This window comes from Acetobacter conturbans (assembly GCF_011516755.1).
Lineage (GTDB): Bacteria > Pseudomonadota > Alphaproteobacteria > Acetobacterales > Acetobacteraceae > Acetobacter > Acetobacter conturbans.
This window is the reverse complement of sequence record NZ_WOSY01000011.1, coordinates 58,970-76,374: the sequence shown is the minus strand read 5'-3', so window position 1 is coordinate 76,374 and position 17,405 is coordinate 58,970. Positions and strand designations below refer to the sequence as shown.

At 60.4% G+C, this 17,405-nt stretch carries 13 protein-coding genes, 1 other RNA gene and 1 pseudogene; 3 read left to right on the top strand and 12 right to left on the bottom strand.

What is annotated here, in order from left to right; all coding sequences use genetic code 11:
* Positions 1–2 precede the first annotated feature (2 nt).
* The 8 genes from mraY to rnpB all read right to left on the bottom strand — a co-directional run bounded on the left by mraY (position 3) and on the right by rnpB (position 9,447).
* Entirely contained in the window at positions 3–1,094 is a 1,092-nt protein-coding gene (gene mraY / locus GOB81_RS12155; RefSeq protein WP_173570699.1) for a phospho-N-acetylmuramoyl-pentapeptide-transferase, read from the bottom strand.
* Positions 1,094–2,497: a UDP-N-acetylmuramoyl-tripeptide--D-alanyl-D-alanine ligase gene (locus tag GOB81_RS12150; protein WP_173570698.1), complete on the bottom strand. Its 1,404-nt coding sequence runs from the start codon at positions 2,495–2,497 to the stop codon at positions 1,094–1,096. The genes mraY and GOB81_RS12150 overlap by 1 nt, the downstream gene beginning before the upstream one ends.
* Positions 2,494–3,960: a UDP-N-acetylmuramoyl-L-alanyl-D-glutamate--2,6-diaminopimelate ligase gene (locus tag GOB81_RS12145; protein ID WP_173570697.1), complete on the bottom strand. Its 1,467-nt coding sequence runs from the start codon at positions 3,958–3,960 to the stop codon at positions 2,494–2,496. The genes GOB81_RS12150 and GOB81_RS12145 overlap by 4 nt, the downstream gene beginning before the upstream one ends.
* A 4-nt stretch (positions 3,961–3,964) precedes the next feature.
* A complete protein-coding gene (locus GOB81_RS12140; protein ID WP_408736929.1) occupies positions 3,965–6,052 on the bottom strand; it encodes a peptidoglycan D,D-transpeptidase FtsI family protein in 2,088 nt (695 codons plus the stop codon).
* Positions 6,053–6,173: 121 nt separating this feature from the next.
* Complete coding sequence (gene ftsL, locus GOB81_RS12135; protein ID WP_173570696.1) at positions 6,174–7,169, bottom strand: cell division protein FtsL; 996 nt, start codon at positions 7,167–7,169, stop codon at positions 6,174–6,176.
* Entirely contained in the window at positions 7,169–8,248 is a 1,080-nt protein-coding gene (gene rsmH, locus GOB81_RS12130) for a 16S rRNA (cytosine(1402)-N(4))-methyltransferase RsmH (protein ID WP_242010244.1), read from the bottom strand. The genes ftsL and rsmH overlap by 1 nt, the downstream gene beginning before the upstream one ends.
* A gap of 5 nt (positions 8,249–8,253) precedes the next feature.
* Positions 8,254–8,724 carry a division/cell wall cluster transcriptional repressor MraZ gene (gene mraZ, locus GOB81_RS12125; RefSeq protein WP_173570694.1) on the bottom strand — a complete coding sequence of 157 codons (471 nt, stop codon included), beginning with the start codon at positions 8,722–8,724 and terminating at the stop codon, positions 8,254–8,256.
* A 338-nt stretch (positions 8,725–9,062) separates the two neighbouring features.
* Positions 9,063–9,447: RNase P RNA component class A (gene rnpB, locus GOB81_RS12120), an RNA gene on the bottom strand.
* 96 nt (positions 9,448–9,543) lie between these two features.
* Here rnpB and GOB81_RS12115 point away from each other — a divergent pair.
* Positions 9,544–10,614 carry an alpha/beta hydrolase gene (locus GOB81_RS12115; protein WP_173570693.1) on the top strand — a complete coding sequence of 357 codons (1,071 nt, stop codon included), beginning with the start codon at positions 9,544–9,546 and terminating at the stop codon, positions 10,612–10,614.
* A 16-nt stretch (positions 10,615–10,630) separates the two neighbouring features.
* Here the strand turns inward: GOB81_RS12115 and GOB81_RS12110 are convergent, their stop codons facing one another.
* Both GOB81_RS12110 and GOB81_RS17720 read right to left on the bottom strand, forming a co-directional pair.
* Positions 10,631–11,143, bottom strand: coding sequence for a hypothetical protein (locus GOB81_RS12110; protein ID WP_173570692.1), 513 nt, complete (start codon positions 11,141–11,143; stop codon positions 10,631–10,633).
* A gap of 397 nt (positions 11,144–11,540) precedes the next feature.
* Positions 11,541–11,849, bottom strand: a pseudogene (locus GOB81_RS17720) (IS5/IS1182 family transposase); the annotation flags it as partial.
* Positions 11,850–11,996: 147 nt separating this feature from the next.
* Here GOB81_RS17720 and GOB81_RS12105 point away from each other — a divergent pair.
* On the top strand, positions 11,997–13,712 hold the full coding sequence (locus tag GOB81_RS12105) for a hypothetical protein (protein ID WP_173570691.1): 1,716 nt from the start codon (positions 11,997–11,999) through the stop codon (positions 13,710–13,712).
* Positions 13,713–13,760: 48 nt separating this feature from the next.
* Here the strand turns inward: GOB81_RS12105 and GOB81_RS12100 are convergent, their stop codons facing one another.
* On the bottom strand, positions 13,761–14,141 hold the full coding sequence (locus GOB81_RS12100; RefSeq protein ID WP_173570690.1) for a con-10 family general stress protein: 381 nt from the start codon (positions 14,139–14,141) through the stop codon (positions 13,761–13,763).
* A gap of 326 nt (positions 14,142–14,467) precedes the next feature.
* On the opposite strand from GOB81_RS12100, the gene GOB81_RS12095 reads away from it, so the two are divergent.
* A complete protein-coding gene (locus GOB81_RS12095) occupies positions 14,468–15,310 on the top strand; it encodes an SDR family oxidoreductase (protein WP_173570689.1) in 843 nt (280 codons plus the stop codon).
* Positions 15,311–15,482: 172 nt separating this feature from the next.
* Here the strand turns inward: GOB81_RS12095 and GOB81_RS12090 are convergent, their stop codons facing one another.
* Entirely contained in the window at positions 15,483–17,381 is a 1,899-nt protein-coding gene (locus GOB81_RS12090) for an ATP-binding cassette domain-containing protein (RefSeq protein ID WP_173570688.1), read from the bottom strand.
* Positions 17,382–17,405 lie beyond the last annotated feature (24 nt).

Sequence of the window (17,405 nt, the reverse complement as noted above, 5' to 3'; positions counted from 1 at the left end):
CCTCAGCGCAGCTTCAGTGTGGCAAGGCCGACCAGCCCCAGCACGACGGAGACGATCCAGAAACGGATGACGATCTTTGGCTCCTGCCACCCCTTCTTTTCGAAATGATGATGCAGCGGAGCCATCAGGAAGACGCGCTTTTTGGTGCGCTTGTACCAGAACACCTGAATGATGACCGACAGCGTCTCGACGACGAACAGGCCACCGACGATGCACAGCACCAGTTCGTGCTTGGTCGCCACCGCCACCGCGCCGAGAGCGCCACCCAGCGACAGCGAGCCGGTGTCGCCCATGAATACGGAAGCCGGTGGTGCATTGAACCACAGGAACCCAAGGCCCGCACCCACGAGCGCCGCACAGAACACGGCCAGTTCACCCGTTCCGGGGACTGCATGAAGCTGGAGATAGTCCGCAAAGACGTGGTTGCCGACGAGGTAGGAAATCAGCGCGAACACGAGGGCCGCAATCACCACGGGCACGGTCGCCAGCCCGTCAAGACCGTCGGTCAGGTTCACGGCGTTGCCGAAGCCCGCGATGGTCACCATCGCAAAGATCGGGAAGGCGTAGCCCAGCGGCAGCATGTAATCCTTCACGAACGGGAAGGCGAGGTGATTGGCCAGTTCGATGGGCATGAGGTGCTGCATCCACCAGCCCGCGATCAGCGACGCACCGAACTCGCAGCTCAGGCGTGCTTTCTTGGAGATGCCGTCCGTGTTGCGCTTGGCCAACTTGCGGTAATCGTCCGCGAAACCCACCGCCCCGAATGCGCCGGTTACGAACAGGACGGCCCAGACGAAGCCATCCTGCAAATCGGCCCAGAGCAGCGTGGACGTAAACAGGGCGATCAGGATCAGGATGCCGCCCATCGTCGGCGTGCCGGCCTTTTCCAGAATGTGGCGCTCCGGTCCGACAGCGCGGATCGGCTGGCCTTCACGCTGGATGCGCTTGAGTTCGCGGATCACGGGGTTGCCGAGCAGCAGCGCGATGGCGAGGGCGGTCAGGCACGCGCCGCCTGCCCGGAAAGTGATGTAGCGGAACAGGTTCAGGATTGTTGTGTGACCCTGCACGTGATGGGCGACCAGCGTGTAGAGCATCAGGCCGCCTCCGCCTTCAGCGCGTCCACAATGATTTTCATGCGGCTGCCGAAGCTGCCCTTGATGAGCACGGCATCACCGGCCTGCAGGGCTTTCCGCACGAGAGGCGCCAGAGCAGCGGAGTCTTCCCTCCAGCTTCCCTGCCGGGAAGAAGGGAGGGCATCGAACAGGTCTTTCATGTGCGGTCCACAACAGAAAACAAGATCGGCCACAGCGCTGACCGAAGGTTCGAGGGAGAGGTGTTCCTCGCGGGAGAAATCACCCAGTTCGCGGATGTCTCCCAACACGGCAATGCGGCGTTTTGCTTGCAGAAGTTTGAGCACGCCAAGCGCCGCCTGAATGGAGAGGACCGATGCGTTGTAGCTCTCATCCAGAAGGAGAGCCTCACCGCGGAGGATGGGTGTGGCGGCACCGCGCCCCGCACCGGGCACGAAATCGGCCAGGGCTTCCGCTGCTTCAGCAAGTTTCGCCATGTCACCATGCAAAGCTGCTACGACGGCCAGCACTGACAGGGCATTGCGCGCCAGATGCTCACCGGGAGCGCTGATTTCCACCGGTACGGCATGGCCTGCAATGTGGGCCACGAACCGGGAGCCTTCTCCCGAGAGGTCGAGGTCCGTCAGCCGCGCTTCGCTTCGGGCGGCAAACCCGGAATGCCAGAGCGTCACACCCGCTTGTCGGGCAATATCGGCGAAGATTGTCTGCCCCTCGGCATCGTCCGGCACCACGGCTGTGGCCCCTTGGGGCAGTGCTGCGATGAGCGAGGCTTTTTCCCGCGCGATGGCTTCAAGACTGCCCATATGGCCGAGATGCGCGGAACCGATGGTGGAGATCACGGCCACATCCGGCCGCACAAGTTCGGCCAGCGGGGTAATTTCGCCCGGATGGTTCATGCCGATTTCGCTGACGCAGAATACGGCGTCGCGGGGCAGGCGGGCGAGGGTCAGCGGAACGCCCCAGTGGTTGTTGTAGGACGCCACGGAGGCATGGGTTTTTCCCAGCGCACCGAGCGCAACACGCAGCATGTCCTTGGTCGTGGTCTTGCCGACGCTGCCCGTCACGGCGACGACATCGCCCGTGAAGCGTGCGCGCGCTGTCCGGGCGAGATCCCACAGCCCCACCATCGTATCGCCGACAATCAGCAGGCGGGGATCGGTCGGCTCAACGCCATCCAGTTCGTCGGTCCGATGCACAAGAACGACGGCGGCTCCCCTGTCGAGCGCCATCGCCACATGCGCGTGTCCGTCCGCGTTCTCACCTAGGAGGGCGATGAAAAGATCGCCCGTCGCAAGCGTTCTTGTGTCAATGGAAACACCGGAGACACGAATGTCAGCACCGTCTTCCGAGCCGAAACGGCCTTTGGTGGCCTGCGCCAGTTCCTCTCCGGTCCAGAGCACGCTCATGCCTTCCCTGCGAAGCTTTTCACGACGCTCACATCGTCAAACGGATGCACGATCTCGCCGATGATCTGCCCCTGTTCATGCCCCTTGCCCGCGACAAGCAGTACGTCACCGGATGCAAGCCGTCCCATGGTTTCGGCAATCGCCGTTCTCCGGTCCGGAATTTCAATGGCTTCGGGAGCCCCGGCAAGGACATCCTGCCGGATATCCTGTGCATCCTCGCTGCGGGGATTATCGTCGGTCACGAACACCATATCCGCCCGTTGCGCGGCCTCCTGCGCCATGAGCGGCCGTTTCCCCTTGTCGCGGTCACCGCCCGCGCCGAACAGGACGAGCAGCCGTCCCTTCACATGCGGACGCAGGCTGTCGATGGCGCGGGCCAGCGCATCCGGTGTGTGGGCATAGTCAACGTAAACAGCGGCACCGTTCGGCAGGATCGCCGCACGCTCCATGCGTCCGCGTACGCCGTGTAACGTCGGGAGCAGGGCAATCGCGGCTTCCATATCCGCCTTGTCCGGTCCGGCCAGCGCTGCGGCGAGCAGGGCATTGTCCACCTGAAAACGGCCTGGCAGAGCAAGCGTCACGTCCATTTCCTTCTTGCCGATTTCGAGCCGCAGCCGTTGCCCTTCCGGAAGCGCCTTGTGTGCGAGGAGACGGATTGTGGTTCCCTTGCGTCCGACCAGTCGCAGTTCAAGGTCGCGGCGGCGCTGGAGGTCACGCAGCGCGGCCAGCGTGACCTCGTCCATGTCCGCGTTCGCCACGGCGAGACCGCCGCCCGGCAGGAGCGTATCGAACAGGCGCAGTTTCGCCGCCCGGTAGCTTTCCAGCGACCCGTGATAATCCAGATGATCGCGGGTCAGGTTGGTGAACCCGGCCGCATTGATCCGCACCCCGTCCAGACGCCTCTGGTCCAGACCGTGAGAGGAGGCTTCCATTGCCACATCCGTCACGCCGCGCTCCCGCAAGGCGGCGAGCCCGCGTGCGAGCGTGACAGGGTCGGGGGTGGTGAGGGACGGCACCTCGACGGGAAGGGGCACGGGTGAAACCAGCCCCAGCGTGCCGAAACTGGCCGCCGTGCGCCCCATGCCCTGCCAGATCTGACGGAGGAAATCGACGGTGCTGGTTTTTCCGTTCGTGCCCGTCACCGCCACGATGTGTTCCGGCTGTGGTCCGGCAAGTGTCGCAGCGAGAAGAGCGAGTGATCGGCGTGGTGTGGCCGTGATGGCGACCGGCACGCCATTTTCTAGAGGACCGGTTCCTTCCGGCACGAGAATGGCGGCCGCTCCGGCTGCAATCGCGCCGGGAATGAAAGCGCGCCCGTCCTGCTGTGTTCCGGGGAGTGCCACGAAGAGCGAGCCGGGCTGGACAGCGCGGCTGTCGGCGGTGATCGCGGTGATCTCCGGGTCGCCCAGACTGAGGGAGGCGGGTTTCAGGCCGGACTGGGAAAGAAGAGATGAGAGTTTCATGATCTTAGCCCCGTCCATGGTCCTGCTGCGTTAAGGCCGGATGCTCGACGGGACGCGGAGCGATCGCCGCATGCCGGGCATCTTCCTTCTCGTCAGGACGATGTTTCTTTTTTTCCTGATCTTCCGCGCGCTTCTCGTCCGCCGCCCGGCGCGGATCGCCCGGATCATTGCCCGGACCAAGCGGTCTTACGCCACGGGGTGGGGAGGGGCGCATGGGAATGGCCAGTTCCGCGTCGATCTGTGCCGTGTGAGCGGTATCCGGGAAGACCTGAAGCATGGGGCCGATGCGTGAAATGATTTTTGCGACCGTGGGCGCAGCGTTCCATGCCGCAGTGGTCCAGCCATGCGTGGCGGCTGTTCCCTTCGGACTGTCAAGCATCACATAGACCGCATAACGCGGCGCGTTCATCGGGAAGATGCTGGTGAATGCGGCGATGTTCACATGTTTCAGATAGCCGCCGTGTGGCCCGATTTTTTCGGCGGTCCCGGTCTTTCCTCCTACGAAATAGCCCGGAACTTCAGCCGTCTTCCCGGTGCCCAATGCAACGTCCAGTCGAAGGATCTTGCGGAGCGTGCTCGATATCTCGGGTGAAAAAACACGCTGTCCCTGCGGTGTGACTGCCACGTCCTGCTCGTCCGCGGGTTCTGCACTCTCTGCCGCGGCATCGGGGCCACCGGAGATGGACGGCCCGGCATCGGTGCTTTCTGTGCTGCGGGCATCGCTGTCGTCGTCCCGCGCAACGAGGGTCGGCTTGATCAGAATGCCGCCATTTACGGTTGCGGCGGTGCCTCGCACGATGGCCAGAGGGGGTTCCGCGACGCCGTGACCGAAGCCGACGGTCATGACGGTGGAGATGCCCCAGTTGCGGCGTGCTGGAATGATCGGATGACCGGCTTCCGGCAGTTCGATAGGCACCGGCGCAAAAAATCCCATGCCGCGCAACCAGTCCTGCTGCCTCTGTGCACCGACATCGAGAGCGATGTGAGCAGCTGCCGGATTGGAGGAGAACGCCATCACTTCAGGCAGCGACAGCCAGGGTGAGAAATGGTCCGTTCTCATGTCCGCGATGGTGAAGCGACCGATATGAATGGGAATGGAGGAGAAACGATCCCAGATATGGGCCACGCCAAGTTGCAGGGCCATGGCCGCTGTCTGCAACTTGAAGGTCGAACCCGGTTCGTAAACACCGGTCACCGCACGGTTGAAGCGGGCATCCTCCGGGGCATGAGCGAAATTGTTCGCGTCGTAGTCCGGCAGGCTGACCATGGCGATCACTTCACCCGTATTCACGTCCATCACGATGGCGCACGCCCCGATAGCCTCGAACGTGTCCTTCGCTGCCGCCAGTTCCTCGCGTGCGACACCCTGCACACGCACGTCGAGGGAGAGTTTCAGCGGTTTCTTGTCGCTGATCAGGCGCTTGTCGAAATAGCGTTCGACACCGGCGATGCCGTGATCGTCGATGTCCACGCCGCCCATGATCTGCGAGGCCACAACGCCCTGCGGATAGTGGCGGCGCTCACCGGCTTCGAAATAAAGGCCCGGAATGCCGAAATTATTGATCGCCAGTTCCTGCTGGAGCGTGATGTTGCGTGCCAGATACACGAACTGTTTCGGCATCGACAGTCGCCTGACGGTCTCTTCCTCATCCAGTTGAGGCAGAACCGACTTGAGTTTTTTCGCGACATCGCGGGGATCGATCAGTTCCCGCGGGTTGGCATAGACCTGTGCGACAGGCAGCGACACCGCCAGCGCCTGATTGTTGCGATCGACGATCATGGCGCGCCGCACCTGCGGCATCGCCAGTGAGCTGGTCAACGTGCTCTTCGGATCGATTTTCGGAATTTCCGGGACCTGCGGACGGATCTGGCGGGCTTCGGGGATCATCGGTGAGATGATTGTCGCGAACGTCGCTTTCAGCGCCACAGTGCCGAACAGCAGGGAAAAGATGGTCGCCACGCCCAGCAGGCGCACATGCATACGTTCAAGCTGCGCTCTCTCGCGCAGATCCTCGCTTGTGACCCGAACGTCCTGCGGGGGATGTTCGGAGCCGGGAGCGGGGCTGTCGGACGGAGGAGACTGGCGAGGCATGAGGGGCGACGTATCCTCGAAGGCCCGGAAACATCAAGAGCAACGTATGCCGGAAGGAAGCTGGAATGATTTCGTGCCGGGCAGCCCGGCACGAAATCTTATCAAACAGAAGACTGTGGCCTTAGTTTGAAACCGGCATTGGCGGTGGCAGGCCGCCCCCGATCGAGGAATGTCCGAGAAGCGATCCGGAATATGTCGCGCGCGCCTCGACATAGCGCGGTGCGGTGCTGGGGTGCCATGCAGCCACAGTAACCGGCGTTGAGACAGTGGTCATGCGCGGCCTCGCCACGGTGTCCGCGACGGCGACATGCGTGACGACGGCATGGTGAGCAGGCGTCGAGTGGGCCGTATCCGTCAGGCTTGCGACGTCATGCGAGGCAGTATGGTGAGTTGCACTGCTGTCAGCCACAAGAGTGTGGGAGGCATGATGGACGGTCGTCGTCTCGGTTTTTTCACCCAGGGCAACTGCCAGCGGATCGCTCGCGGTAACCGTATGATGAATGCTTCTGCGTGTTTCCACCGGAGCAGAATCAGCAAGCTGCGTCTTCACACTGTCCTGAGCTGCAACCTGGTGCTGTTCAGGAACGCGGGCTTCAGGCGCATGGAACACAGGGGTCGCAGTTTCCGCTTTCGCCAGCACGAGCGGTGCTTTCCGCACTGTCGCAACTGGCGTCGCGGAGGCAACACTCTGCTTTACGACAGCAGGTTCGGCTGCCTGTTCATGCGGCGTAACGTCGGGCACTGCACGACTCGCTACGACCACTGCACCCGTATCGGCACCCTGTGACGCAACAGCAGATGGGCGGGCGGGTTCCGCATGCGGCGAAACGGCTGCGGGGAGATGCTGCCGGAGGTCCGCCATGCGGACGAACTGCCGTGGCTCCATAGGCTTCAGGCTGGCATCGAAACGACCGGCCAGATGGCTCAGGCGATCCGGCTGGTTGAGGAGGGCCCAGTCGGTCTGCAACACCGCCGTCTGCTGGCGGATGTGCTCGGTGTCAGCGACGATCTTTGAAATCTGCTGATCCAGAACCGTTGTCTTGTGCTTCTCGGAATAAAGGAACATTCCCGAACCACCGGCCAGAAGCGCACAAAACAGTGTGAAGGGCCTGAACATCAAGCTGTTCCTCTGTCGGAATGTTTCACGGAACCGGCGCCGACATTCGCCTCATGTTCCGTCGTGATTCGGGAGGTGCCGGATGCGTCTTCCGACGTTCCGACCCGGATAAGGGCACGTAGTTTCGCGCTTCGAGCCCGAGGGTTGCGCCGACACTCGGCGTCCGAAGGCTTCATCGCCTTGCGGAACGCCAGCCTGAACGGCGCTGTTTTTTCTTCTCGTCCCATCGCACGGGGATCGTAGCGTGACAGACCGGGTTCCCGACCAGCCGCGGCTGCCATGACACGCTTGACGATACGGTCTTCAAGCGAATGAAACGACACCACGACAAGACGGCCGCCCGGAGCGAGGATGCCGAGTGCCTGTTCGAGACCGCGTTCAATTTCGCCCAGTTCATCGTTCACCGCGATCCGCAGCCCCTGAAAGCTGCGTGTCGCCGGATCGATTCCGGAACGGTCGCCCGGAACGACGGAGCGGATGATTTCCGCAAGCTGGAGCGTCGTGGTGATGGGGGTCGTCTTGCGCGCTTCGACGATAGTCCGTGCCACACGCCGCGCGTGCCGCTCCTCACCATAATAATGAAAGATGTCGGCCAGTTCGGTGTCCGGCGCGTCATTGACGATATCGGCTGCGGAACGACCGGACTTTCCCATCCGCATGTCCAGCGGTCCCTCGGTGCGGAACGAAAAGCCGCGCTCGGCCTCATCCAGCTGGAAGGACGAAACGCCAAAATCGAACATGACGCCGTCCACATTCTCCACGCCGACCGCGCGCAGCATGTCGCCCATGCCACCAAAGCCACCCTGCATCATCTTCAGGCGGGGTGCGCCGCTGGCATCTTCACCCCACACATCGGCAAGCAGCGTGCCACGCGCGATGGCGTCGGGATCACGATCAATTCCCCAGACCTTGCAGTCTGCGGCAGCAAGAACCGCATTGGTGTAGCCGCCGCCGCCGAAAGTGGCGTCCACATAGGTTTCGCCATCTTTCGCGGCAAGCAGGGCAAGCACTTCGTCACGCATGACCGGAACATGGCCCGGATCGTGATCGGGCACAGACGTAACAGGGGGCTGGTTCATGGCGTTCATGCGGCGCCTCCCGGCTCGCGATTTCCGGGCAACGTCACCCGGCGCGAACGGAGGCGCGCCTCGGAACGGCGCTGTTCGGCAGCCAGCGGCTCCCAGATCTGGAAGATGCGTCCCAGTCCCATGAAAGACACGGTATCGGTAATTCCCGCATGTTCACGCAGGAAGTCGGGAATGATGATGCGCCCCTCACGATCGGAATCGAGCGGGTAGGCGTCCGCATACAGGGCCGCCGCCAGATCATCATGTTCGTCGGAAAACATATCCAGCCTGTCGAGCGGCTGTGCCAGCGCCGAGAAGGCTGCGGACGGCCAGGCTTCGATGCAGGGCTGTGTGTGGGAGGGGCGAAGAACCATCAGTGCTTCACCCTCTGCCGCCTGATTGCGCAGGACGGTTCGGAACCCGGCTGGAATCGAAACACGCCCCTTGGCGTCGATTCGGTTCTGGTGTGTGCCGAGAAACACGCTCACCGGGTTGAAAATCCTTCATGGGCAGGGTGCGGTCCGGGTTCTGTTGGGGCCGTCTGGGATGACTCTGGGATATCATGGGATTTTATGGGACGTCAAATGAATCTCTAATAAAAATTGGCAGAATTCCGCGAAAAAAGACAAATTCGTCTTACTGTGTTCCTAAAAGGTTTCCAGAACGCAGGTATCTGTTAACAAGAACGCGTGTTCTCGTTATGTTCTTTTTACGAAGTTCTTGAGGGTGTCTTAAAATCAGCCACTCACGCAGGCCGAAGAGTATCGAAAAGCGAATCCCATGCTGAGAGAATGTCTCACAACACGGAATTCGTTCGAAAAATAGAAATGCCAGACGGTCTGTAAGCCGGGTTCTGTCGACCCCGAAGGATCGAGACGACCATTCCTCTGGGACGTGTCTTGCAACACGCCTCACGCGACCAACCCGGACGGAAGGCGGGAGAACCTTTGGCAGTCAGGCTGCCTACCGTCCCTATTCGGTCTTGCTCCCGGTGGGGTTTGCCCTGCCGCCGCCGTTACCGGAAGCGCGGTGCGCTCTTACCGCACCGTTTCACCCTTACCTCCAGCCTGCAAGCAGGCCAGGAAGGCGGTTTCTTTTCTGTGGCACTGTCCCTGAGGTCACCCTCGCCGGTCGTTAACCGGCACCGTTCTCCCGTGGAGCCCGGACTTTCCTCCCTTGCTTGACGCAACAGCGGTCGTCCAACCGTCTGGCAGGGCGGAACCTGCGCGAGCCACCCTGTTCCGTCAAGGGCGGAACTCACCGCTTGGGGGTCGACATGCGATCCTCAAGAGAACAGGCTTGGTCCCATGATGTCGATTTCAGCAGACTTGCAAAAATCTCGTGCCACGACAGCTACCGTACAGGAACAGGTCGCGCGGCCTGACCTGCCGTCGCGGCTTCTGCTGGGATGGTTGAATCGTGAGGCACGCAAACGCCGCGTGCGACTGGAACACACCCGACCGGAAGACCAGCCGTTCACCACTTCTGCTGCCGCGCTCACCTATATCCGCCGGATTACGGGACGTCCGTCCTTTCCCATGCGGCTCTCCGCTCTTCAGGTCCGGCGCGTTCTGGATCTGAGAGTGCCGGGTGCGACCGAACTGAGACCGGCGCGTCTCTATATACCTTATGGCAGACCACGCGGGGTGGTGCTGTACATGCATGGCGGCGGCTTCGTGCATTGCGGCCTCAACTCGCATCATGGAATCTGCTGCCGCCTCGCGCGCGCTTCTGGCGCTGCCGTATTGTCCTACGATTATCGCCTTGCCCCGGAGAACAAGTTCCCGGCTGCGGTGGACGATGTATGGGCCGCATTCCGTTGGATTGCTTCGGAAGCATGGCGCTGGGGCGGCGAGGTCGCCGTCGCGGGTGACAGCGCCGGAGGCACGCTGGCCGCCGTCTTGTGTCAACTGGCGCGAACCGCACGGCAGGACGGAACTCTGGCGGACAGCGGAGTGCCGCAACCGGTGATGCAGATCCTCTTCTACCCGGCGACGCTCGGTCTCGAAGAAACGCCCTCACGCAAGATATTCGCACACGGCTACTTTCTGACGCGCGCCATGATGGATTGGTACGGTCATCAGTACGCCGTCTCCGAAGCGGATGCGGCTGATCCGCGTTTTGCACCCGGTCTGCAGACGGAGCTCTCCGGCCTGCCACCAGCGTGGATCATGACGGCTGAATGTGATCCACTGCGGGATGAGGCCGCGCAGTATGCCGAGGCTCTCAAAGCAGCGGGCAACGTGGTCACATACGTCTGCATGTCGGGTACTCTGCACGGATTTCTGCAGTTCTATCCTCTCATGAGAAAGGGACGGCGGGTTCTGTGGAAGAGCGGTCGGGCGTTGCGCAAGGTTTTCAGGAAACAATCGTCCTGACAGGGCCTCCAGAGTCTCAGAGATGCACGCGCATATGTTCACGGATTTCGTTGCAGCGTTTCGCGTAGCTGGAGGCTTTCGATGCCGTGAAGAAATTGATCAGAAATGCACCGACCAGTGAGCAGAAGGACAGAATGATGAGCACCTGTCCGGTCAGGTTGATGTCTTCGTCGTAATGGAGAGCGGAATACCAGAGCAGGCCGAGGCTTAGAATCGCTCCGAAGATGCCGAACACACCCGTCGAGCGCATCAGTGAGTCCTCGATGCTTTCAAAGGCGGATGTCTCACGCCAGAGGTCGAAGAGGCGACGATCCAGTTCATCCACGGCCTCGGCGTGCTGTTCCTTTTCCGCAGGGGTGCGCTTGTGCGGGTTCTTCCGGTGGATCTCCAGTTCCTGACGCGCCTTGGCAAAGACACGCCGACGCTCCTGGATGGCCGGAAGGCTGATATCGACGAAGCTCAGGATGGCGACGTTGAGGCCAGCGGAAAGCTGCACGACCGCCTGAAAGTCACCCCATGTTACAACCATCGGCAAGATCTCCCGTTCCGCGTTTGATACCGGTTTTGGGGATGGCTCTTTAGCCGGTGTGACAGCGGGAAGGTAGGGGCCGTGTGCTCCGGACGGCCATGTCTTTGCAGGAGCGGGGACTGCAGAAGATCATTCTTCTTTGCATGCGGAACAGGAACGGCTGCAGGCATCGTTCGCCCTCAGGTGCGCGCGGGTTGCGGCAAAAGCTCTGCTCATGCTGCAATATTAAAGGGAATTATGCCCGGTAATTCTCGGTCGTGGACTGGGTTGTCTTGCGGTCCCTGTCGCACAGAGAGCTTTCCGGCGGCTTTGCGAAGCATGGGAGGCGTCTTCCGAAAGGAGGATCATACATGCGCAGCAGGAAAAGAATAGAAGGGCGCGGCGTTAGGTTCAGGCCTCATAACCAGAATAGTAAGGTAGCTGCGAGGTAGATGGCGGAGAAGAAGACTGTGTGGGGTATCTGTCGTCGTGTGTTGCGACACGCTGCCAGTTCTGGAGGCAGCCGGACATGATCTCGATGCGGTTGGGGCGTTTGCAACGCCGTTTGTCGTATCTGATGAGTTTTGTCCGCGATTTGCGTTTCGGGATGCAGGGTTTGATGCCTTTTTCTTCCAAGGCGTCGCTGAGCCAGTCGGCACCATGTCCCCCGATCGGCCGTAAGCCACGGCGCCCCGGACAGGCTATCCAGCAAAGCTGAAGCCCCCGTCAGGCTTTGCTCTGCCTGCCGAACCATTCACCGGCCTGATCGAGGCTTGGGAAGATTGGATGGGTGCGAGTGTGGTGGTTCTGTTTCTTTGCATATTCAGAAAGAATCGCCACGGTCACTCGTAAGGGATCGTGTTATGATTCTGTAATGAAGCGTTTTTATCTCCGATTTTTCCTGTTCTGCGGCAGTGGCCTGCTTGCGGTGTCTTCGGCCTTCGCAGGCCCTCCCATCGTAGCTGATGGTGGCACGGTGGGTCGAACTCAGGAAGAGCATTTTGCAGATGAGATCAATGTCAGGGATTTCGGCGCAAGAGGCGATGTCTCGCAGGTGGTTGTTGCATCTACTGTGGGTGCGGGAGCCACCCAGGTCAGCGTGTCCGATATCGGCGATGCAACAGTCGGGAGCGCGGTCGGGGCGCTGGCGTTGCCCAGAGGCACGACGATCACGCATATTTCCGGCACTGTCCTGACGCTGTCCAGCCCCTTCGCTCATGATGTTCCAGCCGGGCTGCGGCTTGATATTGGCGGCACCGATGACGCATCGGCAGTGCAGGCGGCGGTGAACCATGCCTGCGAGAGTCATGGGCGTCTGCTGTTCAGGAATGGCCGGTTTTACTTTTCCTCACTCTCTCTTCCTTGCACGGATATCGCGGTGCAACTCGATCGGGCTTCCATTGCCTGGCAATCGGCTGGTCTGCCGGGTATCGCCGATCAGTCTCAGGCGATGACGCGTTCGGCGCAGATTGTCGGAGGGCAGCAGTCTGACGGGCAGACTGAAAATGTGCAGTATCTGAGCGCCATTTTCAGCGAAAGCGGAAAGAAGAACTCATATCAGCACAATATTCAGTCCGTGGTGGGGTGGAATAACGATCCATATCTGACCTACACTCGCCCAGATGGGTCTCTGGGCTATTACACTCATGATGCCGTGGGGCAGTATCTCGCTATGTCACAGGCTCCGACCAATACGAACGGAAATTCCTGGGTCTGGAATCATGTATTGAATCTCAAGGAGGGATCGAACGGTTCATCGGTGATCGGAGAGGCGCAGATCGTCAATGATCGCACGACCGGCGGCGGTGATTTTGACGGCATCAATACGATTGGTGGTTACGACGAAATCTACGATTGTAAATCCGAGTGTTTGTACGCCCACTTTTTTCAGGGAAGAACTCCAGGCGGTCGACCGGGTTTGACGAATGGCTTCGTCTTCCGGCACGGACTTGTCTCCAACATGGTGCTCGGGCAGTTGACCCCCGCCATACCGGGGAAAGATGGCCTGTCTCTCGCGGCTCAGCATCAGACTGACTGGGCAATCTATTCATCGGGACTTGGTTTTTTTGATACGCTACATGTGGGCGGGGGGAAAGCCATTGGCGATGCAATCCCGTCGGAGGGTCTGAATGTCGATGAAAAAGGCAGTCTTACAAGCCCGTCCATTCTCACTTCCTTCCTGAACGCAACACTGGCGATCAATATTGGATCCGGTGTGTCGTCGGCTTCACCCTTCGTGCAGTTCGCCATGCAGAAGGCTGGTGGGGCTTCATCAGCACGGTTGGAAATGTCAAAACCCGGTGTCCTGACAGCCACGGTTGAAGGAGCACCTGTGATCGGACTGCACGCTGATGGCATCTTCGCTCACGTCGATTACAGATCGGATGGGAAACATGGAGTGTACGGCATAAAGTCCGCCCAGCTTGCTCCCGTCGTCTTCGCGCATCTGGATGCGGATCACGGAGCCGGGACTATTGCATATTGCTCCGACTGTTATTCCACGCTGGCAGGATCTTCCGACCGGGGAATGCTTGTGACCTGGAACGGGCGCAAGTGGGTCGATGGTGTGGGGAAAGCAGTCGGCCACTGAGGAAAAACGGAAGCACGCAGATGCATGCTTCCGTTCGAACGCTGATCCTCAGGATTTATGGGTGGTGTGACCACCTTTGCGTCCGGCTGCGGCTGCTTTTTCCGGATCATCGGCAAAATTGCCGGATTTGTGCTCCCCTTCCTTGTGGGAAGAGGCTGCCCCATGCTCTTCATGGCTGGCGTGGCCCCCCTTGCGTCCCGCGTCAGCGGCTTTTTCGTGGTCCCCTGCGAAACTGCCCGACGTATGACGTCCGGCGTCGTGAGTCGCCTCGGTGTGATGCTCGCCGTGGCTTGCCTGTCCGCCTTTGCGGCCGGCTTCTGATGCTTTCTCGCGATTTTCCGCGAAGTTCCCAGGATTGTGTCCTGTCGAACCGCCCTCTGATCGATCGGCTGCGTAGAAGGCGTTACGATTTTCGTAGCTATAAAACATTTGAAAGCTCCGTTTTTTTGTTCCGGTTTGGAAAACATTATCTGTTTTTCATATGTTTTCGGTAAATCATGATTTCCTGACCGGTATGGAGTAAAGGACTCTGCGGATAGGAAAGTTGCTCTGCAGAGAGAAAAATTTTCAGATTATCTGCCATGATGCTCCGTCAGGACACGAAGGTTTTGCTCAAGGTGCTGATTTCCATGGGAGTATCGATCACTTTCAAAAAACCCTTTTCGTTCTTGAACGTTCTGGAAACATGCAGCCTGCCGTGTCTGCGTTTGTCGGTAGGTGGTGTTTAGGCATGATTTTCAGGAAAAGGTGATGAGATGAATACAATTCTGGTGACGGGAGCGGGATCGGGCTTTGGTGCGGAAATTGCCCTGCGTCTTGCCGACGAGGGGCAGGATGTCATCGCCGCAGTGGAGATTCCTGCTCAGGAGCATGCACTGGCCACGGAAGCCGGGAAAAGGGGAATAAGGCTGAGGATCGAAAAACTGGATGTGACAAATGAAGGAGATCGCCAGAAAGCCGCAAGGTGGGACATCAATGTGCTTCTGAACAATGCGGGTATCTCGGAAGGCGGATCCGTTGCGGATATTCCCGCCGAGAATTTGCGCCGTCAGTACGAAGTCAACATCATCGGTCCCGTTCTGCTGACACAGATCGTGATTCGCGGCATGATTCAGAGGGGGCAGGGGAAAGTCGTGTTCATGTCGTCCGTGGCGGGACTGACAACGGATCCCTTTGCTGGTGCCTATGCGTCATCTAAGCACGCGATTGAGGCGATCGCTGCGGCTCTGCGTCAGGAAATGCAGGAATTTGGAATCGAAGTGGCCACCATCAATCCAGGTCCCTTCCTGACTGGCTTCAACGACCGGATGTTCGAAACCTGGAAGGGTTGGCGTGATGAGCCGGATGAGAGGGTGTTCGATTATAGCCGGATTGCGTTCCCGCACGAGCAATATGATCCGGAGCCTGTCATCCAGACGGCTATTGGTGTTCTGACTGGAAAGATCGGCACATATCGCAATGTCGAGCCCAAGGAAATCATTCCCCAGCAGCGTGATATGATGGACAGGGAGTGGACCCGCAAAAGCGTGGAAGGTATCGGCAAACGGGCTGAACTGGTGGAGAAGGCTTACAAGCTGAAACCCTCAACTCCTGTTTGAAAAAGGGCAGTAGCCGGATGAGAGATGCGCCTCGGCATCTCTCAGTGATCCTGACCGGAGTGAAGGCGTGAGAGGGCGGTTGGCTCACGGGTTAGGGTAGAGGACGTTCCAGCGCTTGAGGCATCCCGTATTACTCTGCGGACTGAACGGGATGCATGCTTTCGGAACCCTCTCACCCCTCCGCAGCGGCCTGCTCCAGTTCTCCCTGAGCTGCAAACCAGTCTTCCTCAGCCTGCGCTTCATCTTTCTTCAGTGTCGCCAACTGCGTGGTGAGCTTTGTTACGTCATCCTTTGATGACGCCCCATACAGCGCCGGGTCCGCAAGCCTTGCCTCGATCGTCGCGCGCGCTGTGGTCAGCTTCAGCACCTTCGTTTCGGCGTCCTTCACCTTTTTGCGCAACGGAGCCAGAGCCTTTCGGGCCTCAGCCCGTTCACGACGCTCTTCCTTTCTCCCTGCGGGAGTAGTTTCGGTGTCCCGGGCGGACCCGGCGCGGGCCGCTGCCCGTGACCGTTCAAGCAGCCAGACGCGATATTCCGCCATATCGCCCTCGAACGGCGTCACCTTGCCGTCCCCCACGAGCCAGAGCCGATCGGCGACCATTTCCACAAGATGCGGATCATGGCTGATCAGCAGGACGGCTCCCTCAAAGGCGGAGAGTGCCCGCACCAGCGCATCCTTGGCATCCAGATCAAGGTGGTTGGTCGGTTCATCAAGGATCAGCAGTTGCGGAGCATCGCGGGTTGCCAGCGCGAGCAGGAGGCGGGCTTTCTCGCCGCCTGACAGTTCGGAAACCTTCGTCTCCGCCTTGCCTGCATCCAGTCCGAACCGGGCAAGCTGGGACCTTACCACGGTCGGCGGGGCTTTCGGCAGCGCGCGCTGCATGTGCGCAATCGGCGTCTCGCTCATCACCAGTTCTTCTGCCTGATGCTGGGCAAAGTAACCAACCCGCAGCCGGGGACTGTGGTTCATGGTGCCGGACATCGGCGCAAGCCGTCCTGCAACCAGCTTGGCAAAGGTGGATTTGCCGTTGCCGTTCGCGCCGAGCAGGGCGATGCGGTCTTCCATGTCCAGCCGAAGCGACAGATCGGAGAGGATCGGTTTGCCGTCATAACCGATGGTGACGTGATCCATCGTCAGCATCGGTGGGGGGAGGGGAGCCGGCTCCGGAAACTCGAAGCGGGTGGGGGTATCCTCCACCACACTGTCGATGACGGGCAGCTTTTCCAGCGCCTTCAGTCGGGCCTGAGCCTGCTTCGCTTTGGTCGCCTTGGCACGGAACCGGTCCACGAAGGATTGCATGTGCGCCCGGTGTGCGGCGACTTTCTCGGCGGCACGGTTCTGCTGGAGCGCCTGCTCGGTGCGGATGCGGACGAATTCTTCATAGCCGCCCGGAGTGAGAGACAGCCTGCCCCGGTCCAGATGGGCGATGGCATCCACACAGGAGTCCAGCAAGCCGCGATCATGGCTGACGATCAGCGCCGCGCCCCCGAAACGGGTAAGCCAGCCTTCGAGCCAGAGCGTGGCTTCAAGGTCGAGATGGTTGGTCGGTTCATCGAGCAGCAGCAGGTCGGGTTCAAGGAACAAAGCGGTCGCCAGTGAGACGCGCATCCGCCAGCCGCCGGAGAAGTCGGAGACCGGACGAGCCTGCGCCTCCGCATTGAACCCGAGGCCCGAGAGGATGCTGGCGGCGCGGGCCGGGGCAGTGTCCGCGTTGATCGCCATCAGCCGTTCGTGGATCTCGGCAATGCGCTGCGGGTCCATCGCCGTCTCCGCTTCGGCGAGAAGCGAGGCGCGTTCGAGATCGCCGGCCAGTACGGTTTCGACCAGTGACGTCGGGCCGGAGGGGGCTTCCTGCTTTACGCGACCGAGACGGGCCCGCGAGGAGAGGCGGATGGTGCCGCCATCAGGGGGGATATCGCCCGCGATGGCTGCCAGCAGAGTCGACTTGCCGGCTCCGTTGCGCCCGACGAGTCCCACCTTGCGCCCCGGTTCGATCGAGAGGTTTGCCTGATCCAGTAAGGTACGGCCGGCGATGCGAAGGGTCAGGTCGTTGATGACAAGGAGGCTCACGGGACTCTCTTAATATGTAGAAAG

Bases quoted from the DNA above. Each gene is read 5' to 3' on its own strand.
- GOB81_RS12095 (WP_173570689.1), top strand. From the start codon at position 14,468: ATGAATACAATTCTGGTGACGGGAGCGGGATCGGGCTTTGGTGCGGAA.
- GOB81_RS12150 (WP_173570698.1), bottom strand. From the start codon at position 2,497: ATGAGCGTGCTCTGGACCGGAGAGGAACTGGCGCAGGCCACCAAAGGC.
- GOB81_RS12140 (WP_408736929.1), bottom strand. From the start codon at position 6,052: ATGCCTCGCCAGTCTCCTCCGTCCGACAGCCCCGCTCCCGGCTCCGAA.
- GOB81_RS12110 (WP_173570692.1), bottom strand. From the start codon at position 11,143: ATGGTTGTAACATGGGGTGACTTTCAGGCGGTCGTGCAGCTTTCCGCT.
- rsmH (WP_242010244.1), bottom strand. From the start codon at position 8,248: ATGAACCAGCCCCCTGTTACGTCTGTGCCCGATCACGATCCGGGCCAT.
- ftsL (WP_173570696.1), bottom strand. From the start codon at position 7,169: ATGTTCAGGCCCTTCACACTGTTTTGTGCGCTTCTGGCCGGTGGTTCG.
- GOB81_RS12105 (WP_173570691.1), top strand. From the start codon at position 11,997: ATGAAGCGTTTTTATCTCCGATTTTTCCTGTTCTGCGGCAGTGGCCTG.
- mraY (WP_173570699.1), bottom strand. From the start codon at position 1,094: ATGCTCTACACGCTGGTCGCCCATCACGTGCAGGGTCACACAACAATC.
- GOB81_RS12145 (WP_173570697.1), bottom strand. From the start codon at position 3,960: ATGAAACTCTCATCTCTTCTTTCCCAGTCCGGCCTGAAACCCGCCTCC.
- GOB81_RS12115 (WP_173570693.1), top strand. From the start codon at position 9,544: ATGATGTCGATTTCAGCAGACTTGCAAAAATCTCGTGCCACGACAGCT.
- GOB81_RS12100 (WP_173570690.1), bottom strand. From the start codon at position 14,141: ATGTTTTATAGCTACGAAAATCGTAACGCCTTCTACGCAGCCGATCGA.